Source organism: Alicyclobacillus macrosporangiidus CPP55, assembly GCF_000702485.1.
Classification (GTDB): domain Bacteria; phylum Bacillota; class Bacilli; order Alicyclobacillales; family Alicyclobacillaceae; genus Alicyclobacillus_H; species Alicyclobacillus_H macrosporangiidus_B.
Window position 1 is genome coordinate 3,048,574 of the sequence record NZ_JNIL01000001.1, and the last position, 26,925, is coordinate 3,075,498.

The 26,925-nt window shown below is 64.6% G+C and carries 23 protein-coding genes and 2 pseudogenes; 16 read left to right on the forward strand and 9 right to left on the reverse strand.

What is annotated here, in order from left to right:
- Nucleotides 1–5: 5 nt before the first annotated feature.
- On the reverse strand, nt 6–308 hold the full coding sequence (locus tag N687_RS0115145) for a DUF2614 family zinc ribbon-containing protein (protein WP_029422659.1): 303 nt from the start codon (nt 306–308) through the stop codon (nt 6–8).
- A 128-nt stretch (nt 309–436) separates the two neighbouring features.
- On the opposite strand from N687_RS0115145, the gene N687_RS0115150 reads away from it, so the two are divergent.
- Complete coding sequence (locus tag N687_RS0115150; protein ID WP_029422660.1) at nt 437–1,045, forward strand: DUF2140 family protein; 609 nt, start codon at nt 437–439, stop codon at nt 1,043–1,045.
- A gap of 45 nt (nt 1,046–1,090) precedes the next feature.
- Here the strand turns inward: N687_RS0115150 and N687_RS21325 are convergent, their stop codons facing one another.
- On the reverse strand, nt 1,091–1,894 hold the full coding sequence (locus N687_RS21325; RefSeq protein WP_035462378.1) for a hypothetical protein: 804 nt from the start codon (nt 1,892–1,894) through the stop codon (nt 1,091–1,093).
- Nucleotides 1,895–2,027: 133 nt separating this feature from the next.
- Here N687_RS21325 and N687_RS0115160 point away from each other — a divergent pair, with 133 nt between their 5' ends.
- From N687_RS0115160 to queG, 5 genes are read left to right on the forward strand one after another with little or no spacing between them, the layout of a single operon-like run.
- A complete protein-coding gene (locus N687_RS0115160) occupies nt 2,028–3,998 on the forward strand; it encodes a spore germination protein (protein WP_035462381.1) in 1,971 nt (656 codons plus the stop codon).
- On the forward strand, nt 3,998–5,110 hold the full coding sequence (locus N687_RS0115165) for a GerAB/ArcD/ProY family transporter (RefSeq protein ID WP_029422663.1): 1,113 nt from the start codon (nt 3,998–4,000) through the stop codon (nt 5,108–5,110). The genes N687_RS0115160 and N687_RS0115165 overlap by 1 nt, the downstream gene beginning before the upstream one ends.
- A complete protein-coding gene (locus N687_RS0115170) occupies nt 5,103–5,282 on the forward strand; it encodes a hypothetical protein (protein ID WP_029422664.1) in 180 nt (59 codons plus the stop codon). The genes N687_RS0115165 and N687_RS0115170 overlap by 8 nt, the downstream gene beginning before the upstream one ends.
- Nucleotides 5,283–5,327: 45 nt before the next feature.
- Complete coding sequence (rnhA, locus tag N687_RS0115175; protein ID WP_029422665.1) at nt 5,328–5,780, forward strand: ribonuclease HI; 453 nt, start codon at nt 5,328–5,330, stop codon at nt 5,778–5,780.
- Nucleotides 5,777–6,913, forward strand: coding sequence for a tRNA epoxyqueuosine(34) reductase QueG (queG, locus tag N687_RS0115180; RefSeq protein ID WP_029422666.1), 1,137 nt, complete (start codon nt 5,777–5,779; stop codon nt 6,911–6,913). Before rnhA ends, queG begins: the two co-directional genes overlap by 4 nt.
- On the opposite strand, the gene N687_RS0115185 is transcribed toward queG, so the two are convergent.
- Both N687_RS0115185 and N687_RS0115190 read right to left on the reverse strand, forming a co-directional pair.
- Nucleotides 6,899–8,314: a phosphotransferase gene (locus tag N687_RS0115185; protein ID WP_029422667.1), complete on the reverse strand. Its 1,416-nt coding sequence runs from the start codon at nt 8,312–8,314 to the stop codon at nt 6,899–6,901. The genes queG and N687_RS0115185 overlap by 15 nt on opposite strands.
- A 241-nt stretch (nt 8,315–8,555) precedes the next feature.
- Nucleotides 8,556–9,647 carry an isocitrate/isopropylmalate family dehydrogenase gene (locus N687_RS0115190; protein WP_029422668.1) on the reverse strand — a complete coding sequence of 364 codons (1,092 nt, stop codon included), beginning with the start codon at nt 9,645–9,647 and terminating at the stop codon, nt 8,556–8,558.
- Nucleotides 9,648–9,920: 273 nt separating this feature from the next.
- Here N687_RS0115190 and N687_RS0115195 point away from each other — a divergent pair, with 273 nt between their 5' ends.
- Genes N687_RS0115195 through N687_RS0115205 form a run of 3 tightly spaced genes read left to right on the forward strand, consistent with a single transcriptional unit; the run spans nt 9,921 to nt 12,188 of the window.
- Nucleotides 9,921–10,943, forward strand: coding sequence for an amidase domain-containing protein (locus N687_RS0115195; protein WP_029422669.1), 1,023 nt, complete (start codon nt 9,921–9,923; stop codon nt 10,941–10,943).
- Between the two features lie 35 nt (nt 10,944–10,978).
- Nucleotides 10,979–11,443, forward strand: a complete 465-nt coding sequence (trmL, locus tag N687_RS0115200; RefSeq protein ID WP_029422670.1) for a tRNA (uridine(34)/cytosine(34)/5-carboxymethylaminomethyluridine(34)-2'-O)-methyltransferase TrmL — start codon at nt 10,979–10,981, stop codon at nt 11,441–11,443.
- 16 nt (nt 11,444–11,459) lie between these two features.
- The gene (locus tag N687_RS0115205; protein ID WP_231493496.1) at nt 11,460–12,188 is read left to right on the forward strand and encodes an HAD family hydrolase; all 729 of its coding nucleotides are present in this window, start codon (nt 11,460–11,462) and stop codon (nt 12,186–12,188) included.
- 204 nt (nt 12,189–12,392) lie between these two features.
- On the opposite strand, the gene lpdA is transcribed toward N687_RS0115205, so the two are convergent.
- The 4 genes from lpdA to pdhA are packed head-to-tail and all read right to left on the reverse strand — an operon-like array spanning nt 12,393 to nt 17,306.
- Nucleotides 12,393–13,796, reverse strand: a complete 1,404-nt coding sequence (gene lpdA, locus N687_RS0115210; RefSeq protein ID WP_029422672.1) for a dihydrolipoyl dehydrogenase — start codon at nt 13,794–13,796, stop codon at nt 12,393–12,395.
- Between the two features lie 4 nt (nt 13,797–13,800).
- The gene (locus tag N687_RS0115215; RefSeq protein ID WP_029422673.1) at nt 13,801–15,225 is read right to left on the reverse strand and encodes a dihydrolipoamide acetyltransferase family protein; all 1,425 of its coding nucleotides are present in this window, start codon (nt 15,223–15,225) and stop codon (nt 13,801–13,803) included.
- Nucleotides 15,226–15,243: 18 nt separating this feature from the next.
- Nucleotides 15,244–16,224, reverse strand: coding sequence for an alpha-ketoacid dehydrogenase subunit beta (locus N687_RS0115220; protein WP_029422674.1), 981 nt, complete (start codon nt 16,222–16,224; stop codon nt 15,244–15,246).
- Nucleotides 16,225–16,226: 2 nt separating this feature from the next.
- Nucleotides 16,227–17,306: a pyruvate dehydrogenase (acetyl-transferring) E1 component subunit alpha gene (gene pdhA, locus N687_RS0115225; RefSeq protein ID WP_029422675.1), complete on the reverse strand. Its 1,080-nt coding sequence runs from the start codon at nt 17,304–17,306 to the stop codon at nt 16,227–16,229.
- Nucleotides 17,307–17,538: 232 nt separating this feature from the next.
- Between pdhA and N687_RS0115230 the strand changes: the two genes are divergently transcribed.
- From N687_RS0115230 to N687_RS23300, 3 genes and pseudogenes are all read left to right on the forward strand, one after another.
- Nucleotides 17,539–18,282: an alpha/beta hydrolase gene (locus tag N687_RS0115230; protein ID WP_029422676.1), complete on the forward strand. Its 744-nt coding sequence runs from the start codon at nt 17,539–17,541 to the stop codon at nt 18,280–18,282.
- Nucleotides 18,283–18,571: 289 nt separating this feature from the next.
- The gene (locus tag N687_RS0115235) at nt 18,572–20,470 is read left to right on the forward strand and encodes a PrkA family serine protein kinase (RefSeq protein WP_029422677.1); all 1,899 of its coding nucleotides are present in this window, start codon (nt 18,572–18,574) and stop codon (nt 20,468–20,470) included.
- A gap of 80 nt (nt 20,471–20,550) precedes the next feature.
- A pseudogene (locus N687_RS23300) lies at nt 20,551–21,222 on the forward strand (DUF444 family protein); the annotation flags it as partial.
- A 122-nt stretch (nt 21,223–21,344) separates the two neighbouring features.
- On the opposite strand, the gene N687_RS24870 reads toward N687_RS23300, so the two are convergent.
- Nucleotides 21,345–22,661, reverse strand: a complete 1,317-nt coding sequence (locus N687_RS24870) for an MFS transporter (protein WP_029422679.1) — start codon at nt 22,659–22,661, stop codon at nt 21,345–21,347.
- Between the two features lie 158 nt (nt 22,662–22,819).
- On the opposite strand from N687_RS24870, the gene N687_RS0115250 reads away from it, so the two are divergent.
- From N687_RS0115250 to N687_RS21330, 4 genes and pseudogenes are all read left to right on the forward strand, one after another.
- Nucleotides 22,820–23,101, forward strand: a complete 282-nt coding sequence (locus tag N687_RS0115250; protein WP_029422680.1) for a hypothetical protein — start codon at nt 22,820–22,822, stop codon at nt 23,099–23,101.
- The gene (locus N687_RS0115255; RefSeq protein ID WP_051663310.1) at nt 23,098–24,690 is read left to right on the forward strand and encodes a recombinase family protein; all 1,593 of its coding nucleotides are present in this window, start codon (nt 23,098–23,100) and stop codon (nt 24,688–24,690) included. Before N687_RS0115250 ends, N687_RS0115255 begins: the two co-directional genes overlap by 4 nt.
- A 29-nt stretch (nt 24,691–24,719) precedes the next feature.
- A pseudogene (locus N687_RS0115260) lies at nt 24,720–25,232 on the forward strand (DUF444 family protein); the annotation flags it as partial.
- The gene (locus tag N687_RS21330; RefSeq protein ID WP_035462387.1) at nt 25,229–26,785 is read left to right on the forward strand and encodes a SpoVR family protein; all 1,557 of its coding nucleotides are present in this window, start codon (nt 25,229–25,231) and stop codon (nt 26,783–26,785) included. The pseudogene N687_RS0115260 and the gene N687_RS21330, both read left to right, overlap by 4 nt.
- The last annotated feature ends 140 nt before the right edge of the window (nt 26,786–26,925 follow it).

Consider the following 26,925-nt stretch of genomic DNA (forward strand, 5'->3'; position numbering starts at 1 on the left):
CCGGCTCACTTCACGTACGGTTCGTAGCCGCCGCCCGGCACCCGGCGCATCGGCTGATGGCAATGGCGGCAGGCGTCATACGCCCCCGTCAGCCGGGTGATCCGGCCGCAACGCGGGCACTCCGCCTCGTGGACCGTGGGATTCACGGGGCCAAACCGGAAGTACACGAGGATGCCGGCGAGGACGCCCAGTCCGCCGATGACCATCAAATACGGGATCCAGGCGCGGTGATACACGCCGCTGTACATGACGAAAAAGCCACCAAACATCATCACGAGCGCCCAATTGCGCCACTTGTCCACGTTCATCGACGGCTCACCTGCCTGACGTCCCGCCCGGCCCGAAGGCCGGCGGCGGATGTGCGTACGCCATCATGGTAGCGCACCGGGCGGCGGGTGTCCAATCACCCCATCCGGCGACGAAGGAGGTGGCGGGCGTGTGGAAAAAGGCGTTCATCGCGCTGCTGTCGGTGAATCTGGCCGTGTTGGCCTTGTTGGGCCTGTGGTGGGGTTCCCTGCCGAAGGCCGGATCGGTGCCAACGCCGGCACCGGCGGCGGGGGAGAAACCCGCCACATTCCAGCTGGCGTTGGATCAGGACGCCATCAACACCTACCTGGAATACGCCGTCTCCGAGCAGCCGGATCTGAAGGCCGTCCTAGCGTACGCCCACGTGCAGTTCGATGACCACTGGCGCATACAGCTCGGCTTCAAGCTGCAGGACCAGGTCGTGCCGGCCGACGTCGTGTTCACCCCCTCGATCTCGGGTGGAGACGTCACCCTGCACATGGAGTCCGCGACCGTCGGCGCCATCCCAGCCATCCCGGTGCCGGAGAGCGCCCTGTTCTTTGTGTTCAAACATCTTCCGTGGCCGAACTGGATCGGCGTCGACGCCGAGCACGCGAATCTCCAACTCTACCTGTCCAGGCGCCCGCAGCGGCCGTACGGTGTGCAGGTGATCGGTTACGATCCCGCGCAAAAGCTGCTCACCCTCCGCGTCTCGATCCTCCCCAAATCCCTGCTCTCCGCCAAAGGCGGCACAGGATGAAGCGAGACAGCCCGCCCGGCGTGAAGACGCCAAGGCGCGGCTGGGTCAGCGGACGGGCCCGTGCAGCGGGGTCCGTTCGTCCGCGGGCGTACCGAGCACCCCGAAGTTCGGCGACGCGGATGGGTGGTTCGCGTCCACGCCGCGGCCATTCGGCCAGATGAGAGCGACGCGGCGGTGGAATTCGCTCATGAACCGGCGCATGTCCCCGCCTGCCTCCACGTATTCCGCATAACCCCTCAGCAGGGCGGCCGACGCCGTGTCCGTCGTGATGAGCACCGTCTGCACATCTGGGAGGGCTCGCTGAACGCGCTTCCGGACCTCCATCTGCTTGGCGGGGCTCAGCATGCCGCTGCGATCTCGCGGCCGAAAGTCGCGCGTGTCCGCCCGCGGACCCGGATCCTGCAGCGCACGGATGAAGTCGTCCGGGGTGTGGCGGGCCAACTCCGCGGGGGTGTCAAACGTCTTCGGAAAGTCGTAACGCGTGCGGGGGGCGTTCGCCCGGTTCGGATCCGGCGTCTCCTGGTGATCCGGAAAGGCGCCGACGTACGCCTTGCGCCCTTCCTGCAACACCACCGCCCATTTCAATCCCTGCACCTGTTCGACAGACTTGGCCACCTCCGGCCAGGAGCGCAGATCCGTGTACCGGGTCATCGTCTGGCGCGGCGGGGTCACCGTTTGCCCTGCGGCCGCACCTGTGGCCGGGGATTGCCCGGGCGGGGTGACCAGCCGTCCAGCAGCCGCTCCCGTGCCGGTCGGAGTCTGCCGAGCGGTGCAGCCCGCAGCCAAAAGGCAAACCGCTATCACCCCGGCGGCGATCCCCGTGCTTACCCAGCGGGATGGAATCCTCATGTCTCTCTCCTCCAACGCAGGTCGTCCACTCTAGTGTGACCAGAGCGAAGAAAACCTATGTTGAGCGGGTGCGGCATAAAGGGAGGCGCCCGGTTGCAAGCTACCTTCGCAGAAGTGCGAGGGGGGATGGTCTGTGAACGTGCCTGGATGGCTGGCACGCCTGTTCACCATCGACGACGGAGTGGTGGAGGAGCCGTTCTCCCTTCTCGAAGATAGCCCCAGCCCGGCGCAGCCCAGCACGGAAACGGGGACGGCGGACGACAAGGGCGAGGCGAACGCGGAGAAAGCCAAGAGCGGCAAGGGCCAAGGCCAAGAAGGAGGAGCGGCCGGAGGCGGGGCGCCGGACGCCGGTGGCCGCGCTGTTCGTCCAGCTTCCCCTGCGCAGGCGGATTCCGCCCGGGACACCGGGTCAGGGCCGGCGGAGGTCGAAGTCATCAAGCCCATTCCGCTCGGAGAGTACATCCGTCAGTCCGCTCAGGCCCAGGTGAAGTCCCAGGAGTCCGGCCTCGAGGACAAGGTTCCGGCCGAGATCGGCGCGGTTCGCAAGGCGATCGAACAGCTGTTTCACGCCGACGTCAACAAGGACATCGTGATCCGCGACTTCGTCATCCAAGCGGAGTCACGGGAGACCACGGAGGGCGGGAGCACGAAGCCCTGGCGGGCGCTGGCGGTGTTCATCGACGGAATGGTCGACAAGATGACCATCAACACGCACATCCTGCAACCGCTGATGCTGTTGACGGCCATCGCGGATGAGCCGGTGGAACGCCGGCTTCAGACGGTGTCGGAGGCCCTCTTGCCCGGCAACCAGGTGACGAAGTTTGAGGACTGGAAGGACGTGGTGCCCGGTATTTTGTCGGGATGCACGGCGGTGTTCGTCGATGGGTCGCCCGGGGCGCTGATTGTCGAGACGCGCGGTTGGGAGCACCGCACCGTCGGCCTCGCGCAGACGGAGACCGTGGTGCGCGGGCCGCACGAAGGGTTCACCGAGAGCTTTCGCGCCAACACCGGCCTGGTGCGGGCGGAGCTGCGTTGCAAAGACCTGATCACAGAGATGATGCACGTCGGCAGGCTGGCGCCGACCGACGTGGCCGTGATGTACGTCAAAGGGGTGGTCAACCCCAAGCTGGTCGACGAGGTCAAGCGCCGCATCCAGGCCATCGACGTCGACTACCTGCCGGACAGCGGGTTGCTCGAGCAGTTCATCGAGGACAATCCGCGCCTGGTGGTGCCGACCACGCTGACCACGGAGCGCCCCGACCGGATCGCCCACATGCTGATGGAGGGCCACGTCGCCATCTTCGTCGGGAACAGCCCGTTCGCCATCGCGGTGCCGGTGGTGTTTTGGCAGCTGGTGCACTCTCCGGAGGACGCCTACCTCCGTTTTCCGTTCGGGTCGTTCCTGCGCCTCTTGCGCTGGCTGGCCCTCAGCCTGGCGCTCCTGACGCCGGCGTTGTACGTGTCCATCACGAACTACCACCCGGAGATGATCCCGACCGACCTGATGCTCGCCATCGCCGGCAGCCGGGAGCAGGTGCCGTTCCCAGTGATCACGGAGATCCTGATGATGGAGTTCTCCATCGAGCTCATCCGGGAGGCTGGCATCCGCATCCCGTCCGTGATCGGCCCGACCATCGGGATCGTGGGCGCCTTGATCATCGGCCAGGCGGCGGTGCAGGCGGGGATCGTCAGCCCCTTGTTGGTCATCGTGATCGCGGTGACCGCGCTCGCGTCATTCGCCATCCCCAACTATAACCTGGCCTTCGGGGTGCGCACCATGCGGTTCGTCTTTCTGACGGCTGCGGCGGTGTTCGGGTTCTACGGGTTGACGTTGGCGCTGTGTTGGGCAGCGGCGCGCCTGGCGGTGCAGAAGTCTTTCGGCGTGCCGATGCTCAGCCCCGTGGCGCCGCGCATGGACACCTCGAAGGACGTGTTCCTGCGCGGGCCGGCGTACGTGATGAACCAACGGCCGGTGTACCTGCAAACGCAGCAGTCCTTGCGGGAACAGCTGGCCACCCGGCCCTGGAGCAAGGCCACGATGCCGAACGCCATACGCCAGTTCGGGGATTCGGTTCGCTCGCCGCGGAAAGGGGGAAAACATTAGTGCCGAGGGTACAGGAGAAGGCGCGCGTCGGCGCCAAGGAACTGACCGCGATGATGACGGTCCTCGTGGCGATACACGTGTTTCTCGACTATCCGGCCTACGTGTCCAAGTACGGGCTGGAGGCGGCGTGGATGGAGCCGGTGATCTCCGGCGTTGTGGCGCTGATCTTGTTTCTGTGCGCGGAGATGATGCTTCGGCGGTATTTCCCGAACGACAGCATCGTCGAGGTGGTCCGGGGGACGCTCGGCCCCTGGGCCGCCGGATGCATTGCCCTGGTGTTCGCCGCCTATCTCATCCTCATCACGGCCAGCATTATGCGCGAGTTCATGGAGAACGTTATCACGTCCGTCCTCCCGGCCACGCCCATCCTGGTGGTGGGCGGGCTGTTCATCCTGACGGTGGGGTACATGGTCCATACCGGGCTGGAGGGAATCGCGCGCGTCTCCACGATGGCCTGGCCTGTCCTGGTCCTTGGCGTACTGGCCCTGTGCCTGTTGACCATCAACTACTGGCATCCGTACTTCCTCGTACCGTTTTGGGGCAAGGGACCTAGCCAGGTCCTGCTTGGCAGCGTCAACTCCACCGCCATCTTCCTCAACGTGCTGTTGCTGTGCGTGGTCTACCCGCACGCGCACAACCCGCGCGATCTGCGGAGAGTCGGTGTCATCAGCACGATCCAGACGGTCATTGTCCTGACCGGTTTCATCCTGTGCTACCACATGGTGTTCGCCCCCGAGGAGACCACCAAGCTGGCATCGCCGATGTACGCGGTCGCCCGTTTGATTCACATCGGCCACTTCGTCCAACGCTTGGAGAGCGTGTTCGTGTTCATGTGGGTGAGCGCCGCCGTGGTGAAGTTGGCGATCACGCTGTGGTCCGCTGCCTATCTTTTGGCCGCCGGGTTCGGGTGGCCCACGTACCGGCCGCTGCTGCCTGCCCTGTGCATGTTGTGCTTGGCCATTAGCCTTCTGCCGCACGATGTGGCCTCCGCGTTCGAGATGCACGGAGATGTCCTGATGCGTTGGGGCTGGATCATCTCCTTCGCGGCGCCGCTGTTGCTGCTGGGCGCCGGCATCCTGCGCAGACGAAGGGAGCGTACCCGCCGTGCTTAGCTTCATCCTGTTGCTCATCGTGCCGCTGTGGATGCTGTTCTACACCGTGCAGTTCGGCCGATGGCTGCACCGGCGGGACGGACAGAACGTGATTGTCTGGCCGGTGTACGGCATCGGCATCGTGTCCTTCAGCCTGTCGGCGTACGTGTTGTGGCGGATGTTTCTATCCTAGCGGAGCGGGCGGGGACGGTATAATGGGGCAGAAGGAGTGGAAGCCATGACCCCGCCGAAACCCATCACCAAAGAGGTGACCATCTACACGGACGGCGCCTGTTCCGGGAACCCCGGCGCGGGCGGGTGGGCGGCTGTCCTGCAGTACCGCGACACCGTCAAGGAGATCTCTGGAGGCGATCCGCACACCACCAATCAGCGGATGGAGCTCACCGCGGCCTACGAGGCGCTGCGCCGTTTGAAGGAACCTTGCCGCGTCACTCTGTACAGTGACTCGGCCTACCTCATCAACTGCTTTCGCCAGAAGTGGTACCTGTCTTGGCGGCGCAACGGCTGGAAGAACAGCAAAGGCGAACCCGTGCAAAACCGCGACCTCTGGGAAAAGCTCCTGGCCGAGGTGGAACGGCATCAGGTGCGCTTCGAGAAGGTGCGCGGTCACGCGGGGGTCGCCTGGAACGAGCGCTGCGACCAATTGGCCCGGGCGGCGGTGCCCAAGTGAGCGAGTTGTCTCTCGAGACCCTCCGGGAGCTCGGCCGGGAGGCTGGACTTGATGCCGTCGGCGCCACCACGGCCGATCCGTTTCCCGAGATGGTGCCTCGCCTCGAAGCATACGCAGCGCGGGGGCGAACCGGCTTCGAACACGATCAGGTGGAAAACCGGATTGACCCGAGGCGGTGGATGCCGGAAGCCCGGTCTCTGGTGGCCGCTGCCATGGCGTATCTCACGCCGGAAGGCCGGCAGGTGGCGCGCCGGCACCCGCGGGACGGGCGGCGCGGCGTGGTGACTGTGTATTCCTACGGCGACGACTACCACAGCGTGCTCGCGAAGCGTCTGCGGCGCTTGGCGGAGTTGATGGAGGCCGAGGTGGGGCGGCCCATCCGCTACCGGATCGCCGTCGACACCTCTCCGTTGGTGGACCGGCGTGTGGCGGAGCGGGCAGGCATCGGCTGGGTGGGCAAAAACTGCGTGTTTTACAGCCCGGAGCACGGGTCGTTCGTCTTCCTCGGCACCCTGTTGACGGATGTCGAGGTGGAGCCCGCACAGGCTGCGGTGCCGCCAAAGTGCGGTGCCTGCACCTGTTGCCTGGCGGCCTGTCCGACGGGGGCGCTCATTGCCCCCGGGGTAATTGACGCCCGCCGCTGCCTGTCGTACATCACACAGATGAAAGGCATCATCCCGCGCGAGTTCCGCATCCCGATGGGCCGCCGGGTGTGGGGGTGCGACACCTGCCAGTGGGCGTGCCCGGAGAACCGGGGGATCGACGCGGCGAAGCACGCCGAGTACCGGCCCGAGGAGGAGTTGGCATATCCGGACCTCCTGGAGATCCTGTCCTGGAGCAACCGGACGTTTGAACGCCGTCTGGGCCATACGGCGGCGGCCTGGCGAGGGCTTCGGACGTGGCAACGCAATGCCCTCATCGCATTGGGCAATTGTCGGGACGAGGCGGCGGTGCCGCACATTATCCCGTTCCTCCGCCACGATCGCCGGGAGCTGCGGGCCAGTGCGGCCTGGGCCCTGTGGCGCATCGGCGGCGAGGCGGCCCGCCAGGCGGTGGCGGACGCGTACGCTGCCGAACAAGACCCCGAGGTCAAAGCGGAGATGGCCTGGGCGGTGCACTTAAGGGACGCGTAACTGGAGCTGGTTTTCGTATGCCTCCAGGAACGCCTGACGGCGCGGTTCCTGTTCGGCAAACGCGCGCAGCTCATCGAGCTGGGTGGGATCGCGGAACAGCCGGTAGCGGGTGTACGCGACTCGCCAGGCCCGGTATGGGAACGTGAGCAATCCATGGATCAACAGATATTCCTCCGCGCGCAACGGGCGAACCTGATGATACGCGGAGAAGCACGTGTAGGCGGCCTCGTGCCGCCAATTTTGCACCTGCAGTACCCGCCGCAGCAGGTGCCCAAGGTCGAGGGCGCGCGGGGCGTAGGTCGCCAGGTCGAGGTCGAGCAGCACCACCCGTCTTCCAGGGGTGAACACCAGATTGGACGGGATCACGTCCAGATGACACACACCCGGCAGCTCCGCGTCCTCTTTCAGAAACGCCTGGCACGGCGAGCTCTCCAGGATGCGCAGGCTACGCTCGGCGTCCTTGCGCAGTTGCGGGGCCAGCCGCAGGAGGGTTTCATCGAAACCGTCCTGGGACCGAGCCGCCTCCGCCCGAACCAGCAGAGCTCGCAGATCCTCCGCGCGGCGGCGGGTCAATTCCGCGACGTCGAAGGCCCAGGCGGGGCTCTCCCGGTCCGGTTCAAAGCCCCGGGAGGACTCGTGCAAGCGGGCGAGCGCAGTCGCTGCCGCTTCCACCTGGGGCAGGGAGGAGAAGTTGACAGGGTTGCCCGCCACCCAGCGGGTGGCATAATAGATCGCCTGGCCGCGTTGGACGAACGGATCGCCCGATTTCGTCAAGGCGAAGGCGGGGACCGCGTCAAAGCCGTCCGCGTTCAGATGCTGGGTCAGTTCGTGGATGAACCGCACCCTTTCGGGGGGAATGTCCGTCCGCTTCAGGGCAAAGACCCCGCGTTTCGTGCGCACCTTGACGACACCAGACCCCACCTCCGCGGACTGCACATTCCAGCCGTATGCCTTGGCCACCGCGGGTGGGATGCGTGCGCTCCGGAAGGCGTTCTGCCAACGCCCGCTCCGCTCCACCACAGGACCTGTCGGAAGGCCGTCCGCCGCTGCCTTGGCCGTTTGGGCTGTCTCATGGGCCGCGGGCACGACATCCTGCCGGGGTTTCGGGTTCTGTCCTCTGGCCTCCCCGGATGCGCCGGCCGCGGGGGCGGAACCTGCGCCTGCCGCTGGACGGCGGGCCACCCGAGGGACGTCCGCGCCTGCAGGGCTGGCGGGCTGGGAAGGGGCAGCCGAGGAAGCGGGAGTGCCAGGATTTGCAGCTTTTCCCCCAGTATCGCCGGGGCTTCCACTGCTCTGTGGCTGCTGTTGCAGGTATTGGAGAAAGTACGGGGGTCTGAGAAACTCCTTGACCAAATCCGCCATCCACGGCGGCAACGGCCGGGTTCGTATCCGCCTGATCATGCTCGGCACCTCCCCCCAATCCGTCTGTGCCCAGCGTATTCGGCGGCGCGCGGGCGGGTATGGGCGGAGGCCCAGAGGACGACGGCGGCCCGGGGGAGGGTGAGGGGACGGTACCGCTGCACTAAGCGCTCTCGCGAATCGTTCCGCGGTACCGTCCCCTCACCAACGCTTGGATGTTTCGGTGGTCCGTGCCGAATGGCTGAGCTTTTGCACCTCGTCAGGCATAGTGCTGCCCCCGCACTTACCGGCCGGCGTCGCCCAGTGTGCTCCAGACCTCGAGTTTCGTTCGGACGCGGCGGATGACCTCGTCGGTGAATTCGGTGGTCGTCGTGCCGCCGCCGAGATCGGCTGTGCGAACGCCGCTCATCACGGCCTCCAGCGTCGCCTCGTAGATGGCGCGGGACGCCTGCTGGTACGGTTTCTCCGGGTGGTGGGCCAACAGCGCTGCGCCCGCCAGGATCATCGCCATCGGGTTTGCGACGTTTTTACCGAAGAGCGTGGGCGCCGTGCCGTGGGGGGCCTCCGCCATGATCACCTTCGGTTGCCACTGTTCGTCCAGGGCCAGCAGGATGGACTCGGAGCCAGCGATGGACCCGAACATCTGCAGGACCAGGTCGGACAGGCAGTCGCCGTCCCGGTTGAGGGCGGGGATGACCAGCGCTTCGCCGGCTTTGACCAGCAGCAGGGCATACGTGGCGTCAATCAACTGCGGTTCGTACGGAACGCCGGGGTAGCGCTTGCTGGCGGCGTCGAGCTCTTCCTTGAACATGCCTTCGTAGACCGGGCTGACGGTGAACTTCGGGCCGCCGAACACCTTCGCGCCGATTCGCTGCGCATATTGGAAGGCATATTCAGCGACGCCGCGGCACACCTTGCGGGAGATGCGCTCGGTGCGGAAGGCGACTTCGTCCCCGTCCGCTTCCTCGCGCCACTCCTTGGCGCCATACGCGTCGTCCACCGCCATGCGGACGACCGAGATGGGTGCGAACACGCCGACCGGCGGCGCAATGCCCGGGATTCGCCGGCCCGTGCGCACGATGACGGTCCCGTCGATCTCCTTGCGCAGGATGGCGTTCGGGCTGCCCACGTCCCCCGGCGTCTCCGGGGTGATGGTCGCGGCCTTCAGGCCGTACCGGTGCTCCACCATGGCACGGGCGGCATCGTACACCACCTGGTTGTTCGTCTTGCGCCGGTTCTCCAAACTCAGGTCAAACCGCAGAAACTCCAGCGGCGCGCCAATCACGGCCGGATCGAGGACGCGCAAGGCCTCCAGCAACAACTCCTGCCCGGTCTGATCTCCTTCCATTACGACAATGGTCGGATGCGTCGACATGGTCTCACCTCGCCTGTGTGCACAACATCCTGTCTGATGCTTGCCCGTGCAGATTTTCACAAATGCGCGCCCTTGATCTGGGCGCCGCGTTCCGTCGTGTAGTGTAACACACGGGGAGATCGGCCGCCAGGAACTGGACGATAGTCGGTCAAGTGCGTATTCGCGTGCAATTGCAGTGTTTCCCGAAACGGCGCGTGTCACGCCCCTTTTGTCATCATGGGGCCCGAGTTCATACCATGACACAGACGGATGCACAGACGGGGGGCGGGCAGGATGAACGAATGGACGGATGCCGTGCGCCGGTACTTTGATGAACGCAACCAGGCCTGGGTGTCGCAGCGCCTCGATCCCGTGCTGGAGGCGGCCACTGCGGGTGAACATCCCGCCTGGTGGGCGGATGTGCGCGCTGGATTCGAGCGCATGCACTACGCCGTTCGCCGCCGGGGCAGCCGGCTATTGCGGGCGCACACGCGCATCCGGCTGCACCCGCCGCAGGTGCCGGCAGATCGCGCCAACCCGGGGGATGCGGTCACCGTGCGGATCGACGAGCGGATCACTTGGGTGTACCAGGACGGGCCCGGTTTCGGGGTGGAGTCGCGCAGCGTGGAGCACCGGCAGCGGTGGGTGCGCCGCGGCGGGCGTTGGTACCTGGACCAGGCGTGGGAAGCGGACGAGCGTATGGGGCTGCACCCCGGTGCGGGCAGGGCGGGATCGGCCGGGACCGGATCGGATCCGTCCCTGACCGGTTTTCGTGACTGGCCCGAGTTCCACACGATCCGCGCTTGCACCCGGTTCGATCGCGTTCGCGCCCTGCGCTACGCCGATCTGTGGTGGAACGGGTATCACCCGGCCTTCGTGCACCTGGAGGACGACTGCACCAACTTCGTGTCTCAGTGCCTGTTCGCCGGGCGGATGCCGATACGCACCAGCGGAACGCGCGCAGCCGGATGGTGGTACCGTTTCCCGTCCGGGGGAAGACCTGCTCAGTGGAGCTTCAGCTGGACCACTTCCCACGCCCTGTACTTGTACCTGGTGAACCACGCAGGCGCGCGCGAAGTGGCAGACCCGCGGGAGCTGCATATCGGGGACCTCGTGTTCTACGATTGGTCGGGCAACGGGAAGTTTCACCACAGCACCATCGTCACCGATTTCAATCACCAGGGCGATCCGCTCGTCAATGCACATACCACGCCGAGTTTTCGCCGCCATTACCGCTACCTCGACAGCCGGGCCTGGACGCCGCGGACCCGGTACGCCTTCGTCCGCCTGCCGGACGAATTCTGCCCTGAAATGTGATACACTACCAGACGGGAGGAGGGGCGGAAGGCGGCGTGTTCCACATCGTGCTGGTTGAACCGGAGATCCCCGCGAATACGGGGAACATCTCGCGCACCTGCGCGGCGACCGGCTGCGTGCTGCATCTGGTACGCCCGCTCGGTTTTTCCACGGATGACAAATACCTCAAGCGAGCCGGCCTCGACTATTGGCACCTCCTCGACATTCGGTACCACGACTCCATTCAGGAGGTTTGGGACAAGCACCCGGAAGGCCGGTTTTTCTACCTGTCGACAAAAGGGCGCAGCGCCTATACGGAGGTGCGGTACCAACCAGGGGACTTTCTCGTCTTCGGCAAGGAGACCCGGGGGCTGCCCGATTGGGTGTTGGCACGCGACCCGGAGCATGTGCTGCGCATCCCCATTCGTGCCGAAGCCCGGTCGTTGAACCTGTCGAACTCCGTGGCCATCGTCGTGTTTGAGGCGTTTCGCCAGCTCGGGTTTCCGGGACTGCGTGTGTGAGAGAGGGGGAGGCATGGTGACGCGTCTGCGCGCGCTGTTGTTCGATCTCGATGGCACGTTGCTGCCGTTCGATCACGAACGGTTCATGAAGGGATATTTTCAAAAGTTGGTCCCGGCGGTGGCAGAGGTCGTGGATCCCGAGCGGATCGTCGGCCAGATCTGGAAGGCCACCGAAGCGATGATCAGCAACGAGGACCCGGAGCTGACCAACGAGGCGGCCTTCCGGCGCGCATTTTTCACCGCCACCGGATACCCGGAGGCGGTTTGGGATTGCTTTGCGCGGTTCTACGAGACGGGATTCCCGGAACTCGCCACGCTGACTGAACCCACACCAATTTCTCGGGAAATCTGTCGAACCGCGCTGGACAAGGGGTACATGGTGGTCCTCGCGACCAATCCCATCTTCCCGGACACCGCCGTTCGCCACCGCATGCGCTGGGCAGGCATCGACGATATCCCCTTCGCCCTCGTCACCACGATGGAACACATGCACTACTGCAAGCCGAACCCGAAGTATTACGTGGAGATCATGGAACGCCTCGATCTCGCTCCGTACGAATGTATGATGATTGGAAACGACGTTCAGGAGGATGGGGTGGCGGGGAAACTGGGAATGGAGACGTTCCTCGTGACCGATTGCCTGATTGACCGCGGGGTGGGGCATCTGGAGTTCACGCACCGGGGAACGCTCGAGGACGTGCTCCGCTTTGTCCAGGCGCTGCCCGTGCGCCCGGAGGCTGAGTGACGGGGCTCGGCGCTCCGCTTCCCTCTGCGTGGGCGTTTCACTCCGTTTGTGCTGCGCAAGACACTTCGTGAAACGCCCACGCAGGACAAACGGAGTGAACCACCTTCCCCCACTTCGCAAGTCGACGTACGAAATCCCTTCGGTAAGGGTCTGGCGCGGCGCGAAGCGGCTTGCGAAGCAGAAGCGAAGCGCCGCGCCAGACGATTACCTCACGATGTGAATCGGCGAGCCAAGCGCCACGTCGGCTGCTTCCATCACCATCTCCCCGAGGGTCGGGTGGGCGTGGATGGTCAGCGCGATATCCTCAAGCGTTGCGCTCATCTCGATGGCGAGCCCCAGTTCGGCAATCAGGTTGGACGCTTCCGCGCCTGTCACCTGCGCGCCGACCAAAAGGCCGCTCTGCTTGTCCGCAATCAGCTTCACGAAGCCATCCGCGCCGAGAGACACGGCCCGGCCATTGGCCGCGTACGGGAAGCGGCCCACCGCGATCTCGCCGTACTGCTGCTTCGCTTCCTCTTCCGAAAGGCCAACGGTGGCGATCTCCGGATCGGAGAACACGACCGCTGGGATGCAGCGGTAGTCGACCGCACTGTTGTGGCCGGCGATGACTTCGGCCGCCACCTTGCCTTCGTACGACGCCTTGTGCGCCAGCGCTGGTCCGGGCACGATGTCGCCGATGGCAAAGATGTGCGGGTTGCTGGTGCGGCCCTGGTGGTCCACTTGTACCATGCCTTTTTCCGTGAGCTGGACGCCCGCCGCATCCAGGCCGAGCTCGTCCGTGTTCGGCCGCCGGCCGACGGTGACCAGCACGTACTCGGCGGTGACGCGCTTCTCCTCGTCACCCACCTTGAACGTCAGGGTGATCCCGTTCTCCGTCTCCTCAACGCCTTGCGCAAACGCATTGGTGTGGATGTCCACGTTGTATTTCTTGAGGTTGCGCACCACCATGCGCGTCAGCTGGGCGTCAAACGTCGGCAGGATGGACCCGGTGCCTTCGACGATGGTCACCTTCGATCCGAACTTCGCGTACGTCTGCCCGAGCTCAATTCCGATGTAGCCGCCGCCCACGACAATCAGGCTCTCCGGCACGTGATCGAGCGCCAAGGCCTCGGTCGAGGAGAGCACCCGTTTGCCGTAGGGCAGGGCCTTCAGTTCAATCGGGCGCGATCCGGTGGCGAGTATGCAGTCCTTGAACCGGAACCGCTGCCCCTCGTATTCGCTGAGCACGCGCACCTCGTTCGGGCCGGTGAAGAATACCTCGCCCTGCACGACGCGGACTTTGTTGCCCTTGAGCAACGTCTTGACGCCGCCGGTCATCTTGTCGACGACCGACTGTTTCCAGGCTTGTACCTTGCCGAAATCGAGCGTCGCCGACGACGTGATGCCGGGAATGGGCGACGCTTTCGCGGCCTCGTACTGATGCGCCGCGGTGATCAGCGCCTTGGACGGGATGCAGCCCCGGTTCAGGCACACGCCGCCCAGTTCCGCCTTATCGACAATGGTGACCGACTTGCCCAATTGGGCGGCGCGGATGGCGGCCACGTAGCCGCCAGGGCCGGCGCCGACCACGAGGACATCGATGTCTTCCGAGAACTCTCCGACGACCACGGGCCTACACCTCCATCAAAAGTAGACGCGGATTTTCCAACAGGCGTTTCAATTCGTTGATGAACCGTTGCGCGAGTGCGCCGTCGATCATCCGGTGATCAAAGCTCAGCGACAACGCCATCATGTGCGCCCCCACCACCTGGCCGTCCTTCATGATGGGCCGCTCGGTGATGCGCCCGACGCCGAGGATGGCCAGCTCCGGATAGTTGATGATGGGCGTGAAGAACATCCCGCCGGCCGAGCCGATGTTCGTGATGGAGATGGTGCTTCCCTTCATCTCCGCTGGGCCCAGCTTGTTGGACCGCGCCCGCGCCGCCAGGTCCTCGATCTCGCTGGCGATGGTCCACATGTTCTTCCGGTCGGCGTTTCGCACCACCGGCACCACCAGGCCTCGCTCCGTGTCGGTCGCGATGCCGATGTGGTAGTAGTGCTTGATCACCAGCTCCTGACGCTCCTCGTCGTAGGTGGCGTTGAGCGTCGGGAACTGGCGCAGGGCGGCCACCATGGCCTTGACGATGAACGGCAGGTAGGTCACCTTCACGCCGCGCTCGGCCGCGATGGGCTTGAGCTCCTGGCGCAGGGCGACGAGCTCGGTGACATTCGCCTCGTCCATGACCGTGACGTGCGGTGCCGTGTACTTCGACTTGGCCATCGCCTGCGCGATGATCTTGCGGATCGTCGGCAGCGGCACGCGTTCCTCCAGCGCGGCCTCGCCGGCCTCCGCCACACCGGCACCGATCTTCTTCGCCGCGCCCGCCGCGGCATCCTCCTGGGCCTTGGCCCCTGCCGCTGCGCCGCCAGCGGCTTGCGCCGGCACGCCGCCCTGGCGGTGGAACGCCTCCACGTCTTCGCGGGTGATCTTACCATTCGGCCCGGTGCCGGGCACCTGGGTGATGTCGATCCCGAGCTCCCGCGCCAACTTGCGCACGCCGGGCGTCGCCAGCACCTCGCGCGCGTGCGACGGCCCCGAAGCTGCCGCCTGGGCCGATCCGGCCCCCGCGGGGGCGGTGGCTGCGGACGGCGCCTGTGGCGCGGCGGCCGCGTCGGACGCACCGCTGCCCGCTCCTGCACCGGCCGGGACCGGAGAGCGGGCGGTGTCGACGTTCGCCGTCGCCGGCTCCAAGCCCGCCTGTTCGACCGCCGCCGTCTTCACGTCCGCCGCGGGGGCGGAGGAGACGTTGCCTTCGCCGGCCACCTCGAAGGTGATGATGACGTCGCCCACGGTCGCGGTGGCGCCCGCCTCCACGAGGATGCTCAGCACCTTGCCGTCGACGGGGCTCGGGAGCTCCACGACGGCTTTGTCGTTTTCGACCTCGGCGAGGACGTCGTCCTCTTTCACTTCATCTCCTGGCTTGACCAACCACTTTTCAATCCGGCCCTCGTGCAGCCCTTCGCCGAGTTCCGGAAACCGAAATTCATACACTGCCAACCCGTCTCACCTCCGCACTCAAACCGTGAGCGCCTTGTTCATGCCCGCCAGCACCCGCTGCGGGGTCGGGATCCACTCGTCCTCAATCTGTGCGAACGGATAGACCGTATCCGGGGGCGTCACGCGCAGGACCGGCCCCTCCAGGTGGTAGATGGCGTGTTCGTTGATCTGGGCGATGATCTCCGCCGCTGCGCCCGCCTGGCGTTGCGCCTCCTGGACGACCACCGCGCGGTGCGTCTTTTTGATGGACGCGACGATGGTGTCGATGTCGATGGGGTTGACGGTCCTCAGGTCGATGACTTCCGCCTGCACGCCCTTCGAGTTGGCCATCTCCTCCGCCGCCCGGAGCGCCGTGTGCACCATCGCGCCGTAGGCGATGACCGTCAGGTCCTTGCCCTCGCGGACCACCTTGGCCTGATCCAGCGGCACCGTGTACGCTTCCTCAGGGACCTCCATGCGCATCGAACGATAGAGCTTCATGTGCTCCAGGAAGATCACCGGGTCGTTGTCGCGGATGGCGGAGATGAGCAGCCCTTTGGCGTCGTACGGGTTGGACGGGATGACGACGCGCACGCCCGGGGTCTGGACGAACAGGCCCTCCAAGCTGTCTGCGTGCATCTCGGGCGTCTTCACGCCGCCGCCAAACGGCGAGCGGAACACCACCGGACAGTGAAAACGCGAGTTCGTCCGGTAGCGCAGACGCGCCGCCTGGCCGGCGATCTGGTCCATCACCTCAAAGACAAAACCGAAGAACTGGATCTCGGCCACCGGCCGGAACCCTTGGATGGCCAGGCCGACCGCCAAGCCGCCGATGCCCGACTCGGCGAGCGGCGTGTCGAACACGCGGTGGGCGCCGTACTTGGCCTGCAGGCCGTCCGTCGCCCGGAACACGCCGCCGTTCTTCCCGACGTCCTCCCCGAACACCAGCACGTTCGGATCGCGGCCCAGCTCCAGATCGAGCGCGTTGTTGATGGCCTGGATCATGGTCATCTGTGCCATGGTCACGCCTCCTCCTTGCCGGTGAATTCTTCGCGCTGCCGTTTCAGCGACGGGGGCAGGACCTCGAACATGCTGTCGATGAGCCCAGGGATGGTCATCTTCGGGTACTCGTCGGCCTTTTTCACCGCCGCGTTGAATTCTTCCTTCGCCTGTTCCACCGTCCGCTCCTCGTCCGCCTCCGACCACAGGCCCTTGGCTTCGAGGAACTTGCGGAAGCGCACCAGCGGGTCTTTGCGCTCCCACTCGTGCTCCAGCTCCTTCGTCCGGTAACGGGTCGGGTCGTCGCCGCTCATCGTGTGGGGGCCGAAGCGGAACGTCAGCGTCTCAATCAAGGTCGGGCCGTCTCCGGCGCGCGCGCGATCGACCGCCTCTTTCGTCGCTGCGTACACGGCGAGGATATCGTTGCCGTCCACCTGGATGCCTGGGATGCCGGCGGCGATGGCCTTCTGCGCCAAGGTCTCGGCCGCCGTCTGCAGCCGGACCGGGACGGAGATGGCGAACTGGTTGTTCTGTACGATGAACACCGCCGGGACGTGGAACGCACCTGCGAAGTTGATGCCTTCGTAGAAGTCCCCCTGCGAGGTGCCGCCGTCCCCCGTGTAGGTGATGGCGACGCGCTTCTCGCCGCGGAGCTTGAACGCCAGTGCGACGCCGGCGGTCTCCACATACTGGGCACCGATGATGATCTGCGGGAAAAGGGCGTTGACGTCCTTCGGCATTTCCATCCCGTGCTGGTGTCCGCGGGAGAACAGGATCCATTGGTACAGCGGCCAGCCGTGAAACACCAGCTGCGGCACGTCGCGGTAGCCGGGGAGGATGAAGTCCTCCTTCGTGGTGGCGTACTCGCTGCCGATCATCGACGCCTCCTGCCCGGCGACCGGCGCGTAAAACCCGAGGCGTCCCTGACGGGACAGGCGGATGGCGCGTTGATCCAGGATGCGGATGAACACCATGCGCCGCATCAGCTCGCGCAGCTGGTCATCGGACAGTTTCGGCATCAGGTCGGGGTTGACGACCTTCCCGTCCTCGTCCAGCACCTGATAATAGGGAACCAGTTTCGTCGGTTCCAACACTGTGCTCATGTTCTCACCTCGTTTATGAGCTCAACCGGGGCCGGAGGTCCTGCCAACGGGTGTCGGGCGGTCTTGCACTGGACACCGCTGCACGGTTGATACAGTAACCTAACTCATTATAATACACATGCCTGGATACTTGAACATACCAATTAAAGTTCCGCATTCGGCTGTTATATAATGATTATGATAAATGTTGTAACAGGTGCGCCGGACGGCCCCTCGTGGAAAGGAGACGGAGATGAGCCACTACGACCCAACCCGCAGGACCATTGAGACACACACCTTATACAGTGCCCATTTGCAGGAGGATCGAACCATCAAAGTGTACCTTCCGCCTGGGTATGATCCGGCAAACCGCTACCCCCTGCTGTACTGTCACGACGGGTTGGAGTTCTTCACGCACGGCCGTATCGCCACCATCGCAAACCGAATGTTGGAGGCAGGCCAGATCGATCCGCTGGTCATCGTGGGCATCGCCGTCAACAAAGCCCGGCGAAACGACGACTACGGACCCGCCGGGACGCGCCGGGAGGCCTACACGCACTTCGTGATCGAGGAGTGCGTACCTTTCATCGAGGACAGGTACGCCGCCGGCGGACGACCTGCGATGCGTTTCATGGCCGGCGTCTCGCTCGGAGCCGCAATCAGCCTGTCCATCCACCTCGATCACCCAGTCGAGTTCCGCCGCCTGCTCTTGTTCTCGGGTGCTTATTACCGGCCGTTGTTGGAGCGGGTCGAGGAGGCTGGCGACCTCAGCGGGCTGGAGGCATTCATGGTGGTGGGGACGGAGGAGACGGCTGTCGAGACAAATGCGGGGGCGCGCGACTTTCTGGCGCTGAACCGGGACATGCGGACACAGCTCGAACGTGCCGGAGCCACGGTCACCTACCAGGAGGACGAGGGGCGGCATATCTGGGGATTTTGGCAGCGCAAGATGCCAGAGGCGTTGGCTTGGCTGCAGGCCGCGCGGATGGGCGGATGACTCCATAGTGCCCGGAATGGGCGGAGGAGCAGGACATCCTGCGCGCCGGTTGCATACGCTGAAGTACAGCCGCGACGGGCGCGCAAAGACAAGGTCCAGTTATCGAAATATTTGTACACAAGAGCCGCCAAGTCTGGGTATTTGGTCAAGAACACCGGGAATATAGTCAACTAATAGGCTCTCTATTTCGGATTCCTCACTCCGCTCTGCGCGACGAGTGCGTTTGGCTGTACCTGACGTGGACCGCGGCGTCAATACGAGAGGCCGGAAGTAGAAGGGGGATGTGGGCATGAACTTCTTGGAACGTCTCAACGCTTACCGGGCCGAGGAGGAGAGTCTGCGGTGGGAAGGTACGTTCGAGGATTATCTGCGCATCGTCCGTGAAAACCCCGATGTGGCTAAGACAGCGCACGCCAGGATCTATGACATGATCGCCGCGGCGGGTATCGAGGTAGACGAGGATGGCCGGCGGCATTACAAGTTTTTTGAATCGGAAATCTTCGGCCTCGACGCGGCGTTGGAGCGGCTCGTGGAGGAATACTTTCACGCCGCCGCCCGCAGGTTGGAGGTGCGCAAGCGCATCCTGTTGCTGATGGGGCCCGTCAGCGGCGGCAAATCGACGATCGTCACCATGCTCAAGCGCGGGCTGGAGCGCTACACCCGCACCCCGGAGGGCGCTCTGTACGCCATCAAAGGCTGCCCGATGCACGAGGAACCGCTGCATCTCATCCCGGTGGAACTTCGACCGGAGTTCGAGCGCGAGTTCGGAGTCAAGATTGAAGGAAACCTGTGCCCGGCTTGCAACCAGCGGCTCGAGCTGGAGTACGACGGCGACATCCGGCGGGTGCCGGTGGAGCGTGTGGTGCTCAGCGAGGAGCGCCGCGTCGGCATCGGCACCTTCAGCCCGTCGGATCCCAAGTCGCAGGACATCGCCGACCTGACCGGCAGCATTGACTTTGCCACCATCACCGAGTACGGATCTGAGTCCGATCCGCGGGCGTACCGGTTCGACGGCGAATTGAACAAGGCCAACCGTGGCTTGATGGAATTTCAAGAGATGTTGAAGTGTGACGAGAAGTTCCTGTGGCACCTGCTGAGTTTGACCCAGGAGGGGAACTTCAAGGCCGGCCGGTTTGCGCTCATCTCCGCAGACGAGATGATCATCGCGCACACCAACGAAGCCGAATACCGTTCGTTCACCTCGAACAAGAAGAACGAAGCCTTGCAGTCCCGGATGATCGTCATGCCGGTGCCCTACAACCTGCGGGTCGACGATGAGATCAAGATCTACGAGAAACTCATCAAGCAGAGCGATCTGCGCGACATCCACATCGCGCCGCACACCCTGCGCACCGCGGCCATCTTTTCCATCCTGACGCGCCTGAAGGAGTCGAAAAAACAGGGCGTCGACCTTTTGAAGAAGCTGCGCGCCTACAACGGCGAGGCGGTCGAAGGATTGAAGGACACCGACCTCAAGGAGCTGCAGCAGGAGTACCCGGACGAGGGGATGTCGGGGCTGGATCCGCGCTATGTGATCAACCGCATCTCTACGGCGCTCATCCGCCGCGATACGCAGTGCATCAACGCCCTCGACGTCCTGCGGGCGCTCAAGGACGGGCTCGATCAGCACGCGTCCATCACCAAGGAGGAGAAGGAGCGGCTGCTCAATTTCATCGCGATCGCGCGCAAGGAGTACGACGAGATGGCCAAGACGGAGGTTCAGAAGGCGTTCGTCTACTCGTTCGAGGAGTCGGCGAAGACCCTGCTCGAGAACTATCTCGACAACGTTGAGGCCTACTGCAGCTGGCAGAAGCTGAAGGACCCGCTGACGGGGGAGGAAGTGGATCCGGACGAGAAGCTGATGCGCTCCATCGAGGAGCAGATCGGCGTCTCGGAGAACGCGAAAAAGGCGTTCCGGGAGGAGATCCTCATCCGCATCTCCACCTACGCACGGCGCGGGAAGAAGTTCGATTACCGCTCGCACGATCGGCTGCGCGAAGCGATTGAGAAGAAGCTGTTCGCCGACCTGAAGGACGTGGTCAAGATCACGACCTCCAGCAAGACGCCCGACGAGCAGCAGCTGAAGAAAGTCAATGAGGTCACGGCCCGTCTGATCGACGAGCATGGATACTGCCCCGTGTGCGCCAATGAGCTGTTGCGTTACACCGGCAGCCTGCTCAACCGTTGACGGGGTCGAGGAGGGAGCCGGGGGACAGGCGGCGTCGCACGGTGGTTGCCATCACAAACCAGCGCGAGGAGGGAAGCCGGATGGCAGATGTGCAATTCAGCTTGCATCGAGAGGATTGGTCGCTGCACCGCAAGGGGCAGCAGGACCAGGAGCGGCACCGGGAGAAAGTCAAGCAGGCCATCAAGGAGAACCTCGCCGATCTCGTCAGCGACGAGAGCATCATCCTCAGCGACGGGCGCCAGATTGTCAAGATTCCGATCCGCTCCTTGGAGGAGTACCGGATTCGCTACAACTTCAACAAGAGCCGCCATGCCGGGACCGGAGACGGGGATACCCAGGTGGGCGACGTGATCGCGCAGGGGAAACCGGGCCAGGGCCAGGCCGGCCAGGGGCCCGGCCAAGGCCAAGGCGCGGGGGACGCGCCGGGCCTCGACTACTACGAGGCGGACGTCACCCTGGAGGACATCCAGGAGATGCTGTTCGCCGAGCTGGAGCTGCCCAATCTGGCGCCGAAACAGCCGGAGCGCGTGGTCGTCACGGACTTCGACTACCGGGACGTGCGCAGAAAGGGCCTGACGAACAATATCGACAAGAAGCGCACCCTGCTCGAGACCATCCGCCGGACGCAGATGCATGGCGCCGGAGTCCCTCGCATTACGCCGGACGACCTGCGTTTCAAGACGTGGGAGGACGTCGAGAAGCCGGATTCGAGCGCAGTCGTGCTGGCCATCATGGATACGAGCGGATCGATGGAAGTCACACCGTTGAGGAAAATGGGAAAGGCCGCCGAGGGTGACCTCGACAGCCCTTATCGCGATGAAACGCGGGCCTTTGGACAAGCCCTGCACCGTGAGCGCCGCATCGGGAGGCGGGCTCAGTGGGACAGCTGGGATTGGACGCGCCCGGAGGGCATATCGGCCGCCGGTTTACCGGAGACCTTGGACGGCAGGGTCAGGGTCAGCAGGAAGCCGAGAGCCAGGAACACCGCCAATCCGTAGATGCCCGCGTTCGACCCGGCGATGCTGGTCAGCAGACCGACGATGTAGGGGCCGAGGAAACCGCCCAGGTTGCCCAACGCGTTGATGATGCCGCGCGCCCCGCCCGCGACCTCGGGCGTGAACAACAGCGGCGGGATGGTCCAGAACGTCGGGGATGCCGCCTGCAGGAACACGCCGCACCCGACCAGGAAGGCGAACGACACCCAGATGTGGTTCTTCGTCCACACGGACAACAGCAGGCAGATGGCGAAGCCGATCATCGGCAGGCCGGTGTACAGTTTGCGGTTGTTGCTCTTGTCGGAGCGCGACGCGAAAATGTACAGGCCGATGGCCGTGCCGATATACGGGATGGCGCTCAGCCAACCGACGCTGCCCATGCCCATGTGCGTCAGCGACTTGAGGATGGTCGGCAGCCACAGGGAAAACCCATAGATGCCAGTCTGATAGCAGAAGTAGATGAGAATCAACTTCCAGATGTTCCCGTTCGCCAACAGAGTGCCCATCGACACGGGACCCGCCTGGTCCTTGCGAACTGCCTCCTCTTCCTGACGCAGCTTGCCTTCGATGTACTGAAGCTCTGCCTGGGAGATCCACTTGGCGTCCCGCGGGCGGTCGCTCATCATCGGGAGCCAGATGGCGATCAGCGCCAGCGACAGCAGGCCTTCGACGATGAACACGCCGCGCCAGTTCCAGATCGTCAGTATCCAACCGGACAGCGGCCCGGTGATGATATTCGCGATCGCGATGTTCATGATGAAGAACGCGTTCGCGCGCCCGCGCTCTTCGTTCGGGAACCAGTGCGCGATGATGACGAGGATGGCCGGCCACACGCCGCCCTCCGCGACACCGAGCAAGAATCGCATCACCAGCAGCTGCCCTGCGGAGTGGACGAATCCGGTCAAGGTCGCGATGGTGCCCCAGCCGACAATCGTCCAGGCGATGAACTTCTTCGCGCTGCCCCGCTCGGCGATCATGCCGCCGGGAACCTGCAACACCATATAACCGATGAAGAAAATGCCGCCTGCCAATCCCGCGAACGTGGCCGTCAGGCCGAGTGCCTTGTCCATTCCGCCGGCGATGGCGAAACCGATGTTGGTCCGATCCATGAAGGCGACGATGTACACGAGAATCGTCGGCGGAATGATATGGATCCATCGTCCGCTCGGGATCTTCTGAACTGCGTTTGTACTCACGTTCTCCCCTCGCTGTTCCTACCAAGATGTCTCGACGCCCATTCATTTTAATCGCTTTCATAGATTGTTTGCAATACGTTTTCAAAAAACGTTTTCACGGTGTCTCCGGCCATAGGACATTCCGTGAAACGCATAGGGTGGTGAGGGAGGTGAGAGGCGTGCACATGGACATCCGGTTGGACGAGATTCATGTTCGCTCTGCCGCCGACGCACCGCCCGTCACGGACTGGATCCGGCAGGAGGCGGCCCGTGCCCTGCAGCAGCGGCTGGGGCGTCCGGTGGAAGCGGAGGTGGGATCCGCCGAGATCCGTCCCGCACCGCGCCCCGGTACCGCCCACCCGGGGTTGGACAGGGGGAGGCGCGCCCGCGGTGGGGGCGCAGCGGGCCGGACGGGGCCCTCAGAGGCGAGTTCTCCGGGCATCGCGGGAGGGGTTCGGTGAAGGTCTGCGCGGTGTACGCGCGCGTCAGCACCGACATGCAGGCGGAGAGCCTGCAGAACCAGGTCGACTACGCCAAGGAGTACATCCGCCGCCTGGGCGAGCAGTATGTGGTGGACGACGCCTGCGTGTACACCGATCTCGATCAAAGTGGCTACTACACCCGTTTCGTCCAGCGCCCCGCCATCCAGCGGGCGCTCGAAGACGCCCGGGCAGGGCGATTCGAGGTGATCGTGTTCAAGGAGATCAGCCGCATCAGCCGCGATCAGGCGGAGCACATCGAGATCGTCAGCCGCTTCCAGATGCACGGCGTGCGCGTCATCGCCATCAACGACAACCTGGACAGCGACCGGCCGGAGACGCTGGATCTGCTCGGCATCCACTCCGTCATGTCGGAGATGGAGAGCAAGCGCATCAGCTCCCGCGTCTCCTCCGGCAAGAAGTCGATGGCGCGGCGTGGCCACTGGGTGGGCGAGGCGCCCATCGGGTACCGCCTGAACCCGGACACACGGCGACTGGAGATCGATCCGGTGCACGCCGCCACCGTGATCGACATCTTCCGCCTCTTCACGGAGGAAGGATACGGGGCGCTGCGCATCGCGCAGTGGCTCAACGAGCGGGGCCGCTGGACGAAAAACGGCCGCCCCTGGTCGCGCGTGACCGTGCGGCGCGTGCTGCAGAACCCGGCCTATACCGGGGACACGGTGTACGGGCGCACCCGAAACGCCCTGCGGCGCATCTTTGACGATCGCGGTTACACCAAAATTCGAAGCAAACATCGCGTGCCCGAGGCGGATTGGGTGGTGGTCCGGGGCACCCACCCGGCGCTGATCGAGCGGGCGGTATTCCATCGCGCCCAGGCCCGGTTCCGCGGCGATGGCCGAGACGGGCCGCGCAGCCGCGGGCGCCATCCCCTGACGGGGATCCTGCGCTGCGGCCGGTGCGGATCGGGCATGGTGTGCCAGGCGCAGCGCCGAAACGGGAAGGAGTATCGCTACTACGCCTGCGGCCGGGCGTTTCGCTTCGGCCGATCGGCGTGCAGCCAGCCGAATCTCAACGCGGCGGAGGTGGAGGCCGCGGTGTGGCGCCTGCTAGGGTTCCTCCTGTCCCCGTACAGGGACCTGCCTATTCAGGCCCGGGTGAAGCACTCGGGCGGCGACCCGCAGGCGAGGGCTCGGCGCCTTCAGGCGGAGCGCCGGCGGATCGAACAGGCGCTGGAACGGCTGTATCTCGACGACGCGGTGTCGGCCACGGTAGCGGAGTCGCTGAAACGGCGCTGGATGGCGCAGGTCGCGCGGCTGGACGAGGAATTGGCCGAATTGGCGACCCTGGCCGAGCGTGGCGAGGAGGCGGGCGACGCCGACGCGGGCCACGGCGAGGCAGGCGACGGCCAGGAGGGCGATGGCGTGGCGCGCGATCATCCGCCCTGGCCGCGCAGGGTCCGCGACGTGCTGCCGCTTTGGGACCCGCCCGGCGCCGTGCCGCGGGAGGAGCTGCGCCGGATCTTTCACGGCTTGGTGGCCGGAGTGACGGTGGACGGCGTTCGCGTGACGGACATGGCGTTGCGGTACCAGTTGCGTCCGGGGGAGTAGTCCATCCGGGTGCGGTACTCACATCTGGTACCTCCATCTCTATGGGGCTGTTCGAGAAATACTGCGCGCGCACGTTCTTCTTCTGGATGACGCGGTTTTTGCGCACCAGGTACGAGTCGGTCCAGATCCGCTACATCGCGCACCACACGGAGGCGCGCGAGGTGAGCGAAGAGCACTTTTTCACGAAGGGGGAGAGCGGCGGCACCATCTGTTCGTCGGCGTATGAGTTTGCGCTGCGGATGATCGATCGCGAATATCCGACGGATCGCTTCAATCTGTACCCGATTCACTTCTCGGACGGCGACAACCTGACGTCCGACAATGAGAAGTGCGTGCAGTTCGTGCGGGAACTGTGCGAGCGATCGCAGATGTTCGGGTACGCGGAGGTCAATCAGTACAACCGCTCCTCGACGCTGATGACCGCCTACAGCAAGCTGAATCACCCGCGTTTCCGCAGCTACGTCATCCGCGAGAAGGCGGCGGTCTACGGTGCGCTCAAGCACTTCTTCTCGAATCCGCAGAGCGGGGTGAAGCCGGCATGAACGCGGCCGAGATGAAGGAACTGGAACGCAGCATCGACCAGATGATGGACATCGCCCGGGGATTCGGGCTCGATTTTTATCCGATGCGGTTCGAGGTCTGCCCGGCGGACATCCTGTACACCTTCGGCGCTTACGGGATGCCGACGCGCTTCCACCACTGGTCATTTGGAAAAACATTCCATAAAATGAAGACGGAGTACGACCTGGGGCTCAGCCGCATCTACGAGCTGGTCATCAACTCGAACCCGTGCTACGCCTTTTTGCTCGATGGCAACACGCTCTTGCAGAACAAGACCGTCTGCGCGCACGTGCTGGCGCACTGCGACTTTTTCAAGAACAACGTCTGGTTCTCGCGCACCTCGCGCGACATGGTGGAGCGGATGGCGGCCAACGCGGATCGGATCCGGGCGTACGAGCTGGAGTTCGGGCGCCAGCGCGTCGAGGAGTTCCTCGACGCCGCAATGGCGCTGCAGGAGCACGTCGACGCGTCACCGCAGACGGAGCGGATGCGGCGCCAACAGGCTCGGCGCGATTCCACCGGAAGGCGCGGCGGCGAGCGGGAGAAATCACGGGCGGCGGCGCCTTACGACGACCTGTGGGCGCTGGATAGGCGTCTGGGCAGCGGAGCGGGGGCTGGATCGGGCGCGGGCACCGGCGGCGTGGGGGGCGTCAGCGGAGCGGCAGGAGGTGCAGGTGGGGCGGCGGGATCGACCGGGTCGGGCGGCTCAGCAGGGGCGTCGGGGGACCGCCCGGGCGGGATCCCGGTGCGGCGCATCCCGGAGCAGCCGGAGAAGGACCTGGTGCTGTTCTTGCTGCAGCACAGCCACGTGTTGGAGGAGTGGGAACGGGACATTCTGTCGCTGTTGCGGGAGGAGATGCTGTACTTCTGGCCGCAGCTGGAGACGAAGATCATGAACGAGGGCTGGGCGACCTACTGGCACCTGCGGATCATGCGCGAGATGGATCTGACGGATGCGGAGGCGGTGGAGTTCGCGAAGATGCACGCGGGGGTGGTGCTGCCCTCGCGGATGAGCATCAATCCGTATCACCTTGGATTAGCGATTTGGGAAGACATCGAGCGCCGCTGGAACGAACCGACGAAGGAGGAGCGGGAACGATTTGGGCGCGAGCCGGGACAGGGCCGGGCGAAGATCTTCGAGGTGCGGGAAATGGAGAACGACATCTCGTTCCTGCGCAACTACCTGACGAAGGAGCTGGTGGAAGAGCTCGACCTGTACCTGTATCAGAAGGTGGGTAACGAGTGGCGCGTGGTGGAGACGGACTGGGAGAAGGTGCGAGACCACATCTGCGCCTCCCGGGTCAACGGGGGCATCCCGGTGCTGTACGTGGAGGACGGCGACTACAACTGCAACGGGGAGCTGTTCATCCGCCACGCGTACGAGGGGGTGGAGCTGGATCTCAAGCACCTGGAGAAGACGCTGCCGTACATGTACCGAATGTGGGGGCGGCAGGTACACCTGCAGACGGTGGTCGAGGGCCGCGACGTGGTGTTCACGTACGATGGGGCGCGGACGCAGCGGAGGTTTGTGTAAAAGGCCGTGAATGACAGCCTGACCCTCAGCGGTCTGAGGCGCCAGAGCATGTAAACGTCAATGAACTTCGTGGTGTGGTACCCGGATTGAGGGCTGCCACACCACGAAGTTCTTCTTTGTTACGGTCCCATTTCGTAACC

Coding starts and splice junctions, on each gene's coding strand:
- N687_RS0115145 (WP_029422659.1), bottom strand. CDS start 308: ATGAACGTGGACAAGTGGCGCAATTGGGCGCTCGTGATGATGTTTGGT.
- N687_RS21325 (WP_035462378.1), bottom strand. CDS start 1,894: ATGAGGATTCCATCCCGCTGGGTAAGCACGGGGATCGCCGCCGGGGTG.
- rnhA (WP_029422665.1), top strand. CDS start 5,328: ATGACCCCGCCGAAACCCATCACCAAAGAGGTGACCATCTACACGGAC.
- N687_RS0115185 (WP_029422667.1), bottom strand. CDS start 8,314: ATGATCAGGCGGATACGAACCCGGCCGTTGCCGCCGTGGATGGCGGAT.
- N687_RS0115190 (WP_029422668.1), bottom strand. CDS start 9,647: ATGTCGACGCATCCGACCATTGTCGTAATGGAAGGAGATCAGACCGGG.
- N687_RS0115195 (WP_029422669.1), top strand. CDS start 9,921: ATGAACGAATGGACGGATGCCGTGCGCCGGTACTTTGATGAACGCAAC.
- N687_RS0115220 (WP_029422674.1), bottom strand. CDS start 16,224: ATGGCACAGATGACCATGATCCAGGCCATCAACAACGCGCTCGATCTG.
- pdhA (WP_029422675.1), bottom strand. CDS start 17,306: ATGAGCACAGTGTTGGAACCGACGAAACTGGTTCCCTATTATCAGGTG.
- N687_RS0115230 (WP_029422676.1), top strand. CDS start 17,539: ATGAGCCACTACGACCCAACCCGCAGGACCATTGAGACACACACCTTA.
- N687_RS0115235 (WP_029422677.1), top strand. CDS start 18,572: ATGAACTTCTTGGAACGTCTCAACGCTTACCGGGCCGAGGAGGAGAGT.
- N687_RS21330 (WP_035462387.1), top strand. CDS start 25,229: ATGAACGCGGCCGAGATGAAGGAACTGGAACGCAGCATCGACCAGATG.